This is a genomic window from Hydrogenophaga sp. L310 (assembly GCF_055703065.1).
The window spans coordinates 1-2500 of the sequence record NZ_JBVPZA010000029.1 but is presented as its reverse complement, the minus strand read 5'-3'; the positions used below and the strand labels follow the sequence as shown (position 1 = coordinate 2500).

The 2500-nt window shown below is 50.5% G+C and carries 2 rRNA genes (1 of these 2 cut by a window edge); both read left to right on the top strand.

Annotated features, from left to right (window positions below):
- Positions 1-1991 (top strand): 23S ribosomal RNA (locus AC0GNO_RS23225) (it extends 888 nt beyond the left edge of the window).
- Between the two features lie 160 nt (positions 1992-2151).
- Positions 2152-2264, top strand: a 5S ribosomal RNA gene (gene rrf / locus AC0GNO_RS23220).
- The last annotated feature ends 236 nt before the right edge of the window (positions 2265-2500 follow it).

Genomic DNA, 2500 nt, shown 5'->3' with positions numbered 1-2500 from the left:
TTACCAAACCAAGGCAAACTCCGAATACCGACGAGTACAGCTTGGGAGACAGAGCACCGGGTGCTAACGTCCGGACTCAAGAGGGAAACAACCCAGACCGCCAGCTAAGGTCCCTAAAATTGGCTAAGTGGGAAACGAAGTGGGAAGGCTAAAACAGTCAGGATGTTGGCTTAGAAGCAGCCATCATTTAAAGAAAGCGTAATAGCTCACTGATCGAGTCGTCCTGCGCGGAAGATGTAACGGGGCTAAGCCAGTTACCGAAGCTGCGGATTTGCAATTTATTGCAAGTGGTAGGAGAGCGTTCTGTAAGCCTGTGAAGGTGTCTTGTAAAGGATGCTGGAGGTATCAGAAGTGCGAATGCTGACATGAGTAGCGTTAAAGGGGGTGAAAAGCCCCCTCGCCGTAAGCGCAAGGTTTCCTACGCAACGTTCATCGGCGTAGGGTGAGTCGGCCCCTAAGGTGAGGCAGAGATGCGTAACTGATGGGAAACAGGTCAATATTCCTGTACCGATTACAAGTGCGATGTGGGGACGGATCTTAATAGGTTATCCGGCGGTTGGATGTGCCGGTTTAGACAGATGTAGGCGACACGTAGGCAAATCCGCGTGTCATATACCGAGGCTGTTGATCGAGCGAGCTTGCTCGCGAAGTAACTGAACGAGGTCCCAGGAAAAGCCACTAAGCTTCAGCTTGTAATTGACCGTACCGCAAACCGACACTGGTGCGCGAGATGAGTATTCTAAGGCGCTTGAGAGAACTCTGGAGAAGGAACTCGGCAAATTGACACCGTAACTTCGGAAGAAGGTGTGCCCTTGTAGTGTGATGAGAACATCTGAGCACGAACGGGTTGCAAAAAATTGGTGGCTGCGACTGTTTATTAAAAACACAGCACTCTGCAAACACGAAAGTGGACGTATAGGGTGTGACGCCTGCCCGGTGCTGGAAGATTAATTGATGGGGTGCAAGCTCTTGATCGAAGTCCCAGTAAACGGCGGCCGTAACTATAACGGTCCTAAGGTAGCGAAATTCCTTGTCGGGTAAGTTCCGACCTGCACGAATGGCGTAACGATGGCCACACTGTCTCCTCCAGAGACTCAGCGAAGTTGAAATGTTTGTGATGATGCAATCTCCCCGCGGAAAGACGGAAAGACCCCATGAACCTTTACTGTAGCTTTGTATTGAATTTTGAACAGATCTGTGTAGGATAGGTGGGAGGCTTTGAAGCAGGGTCGCTAGATCTTGTGGAGCCAACGTTGAAATACCACCCTGGTGTGTTTGAGGTTCTAACCTAGGTCCCTTATCGGGATCGGGGACAGTGCATGGTAGGCAGTTTGACTGGGGCGGTCTCCTCCCAAAGTGTAACGGAGGAGTTCGAAGGTACGCTAGGTACGGTCGGACATCGTGCTAATAGTGCAATGGCATAAGCGTGCTTAACTGCGAGACTGACAAGTCGAGCAGATGCGAAAGCAGGACATAGTGATCCGGTGGTTCTGTATGGAAGGGCCATCGCTCAACGGATAAAAGGTACTCTGGGGATAACAGGCTGATACCGCCCAAGAGTTCATATCGACGGCGGTGTTTGGCACCTCGATGTCGGCTCATCTCATCCTGGGGCTGTAGCCGGTCCCAAGGGTATGGCTGTTCGCCATTTAAAGAGGTACGTGAGCTGGGTTTAAAACGTCGTGAGACAGTTTGGTCCCTATCTTCCGTGGGCGCTGCAGATTTGAGGAAGCCTGCTCCTAGTACGAGAGGACCGGAGTGGACGCACCTCTGGTGTACCGGTTGTCACGCCAGTGGCATTGCCGGGTAGCTAAGTGCGGAAGAGATAACCGCTGAAAGCATCTAAGCGGGAAACTCGTTCCAAGATGAGATCTGCCGGGGCCTTGAGCCCCCTAAAGAGTCGTTCAAGACCAGGACGTTGATAGGTCAGGTGTGGAAGCGCAGTAATGCGTTAAGCTAACTGATACTAATTGCTCGTGAGGCTTGACCCTATAACTTTGACGATAATCGTCCAAGTGCAAATGTTATTGTTATGCCCCGTAGGACAACCCTCATTGGCCTACATCGTTGGCAGCAATCAAAATAAGCTGATTCGAAACTCTATGAATTCGTCCCTGTTGTGCATCAGCACAGCAAGGACAACCCGTTATGCCTGACGACCATAGCAAGTTGGTACCACTCCTTCCCATCCCGAACAGGACAGTGAAACGACTTTGCGCCGATGATAGTGCGGATTCCCGTGTGAAAGTAGGTCATCGTCAGGCTCTTACTACCCCACAACCCCCTCGTACCTCGCGTACTTGGGGGTTTTGGCTTATATAAGAGTGTAGGTAAGAGTTTTCTGAACAGGAAAATTTGGTGTATACTAGAAAGCTTCGCTGATGACGGTGGTCGCAAGGCAGCCGGCGAAGATGATTTGAGTGGTGGTCAAAATATAAAAATATTTTGACGAAGCGCTAAAAACTGTGTCATAATACGAGGCTCAGCTGATCGCAGCTAA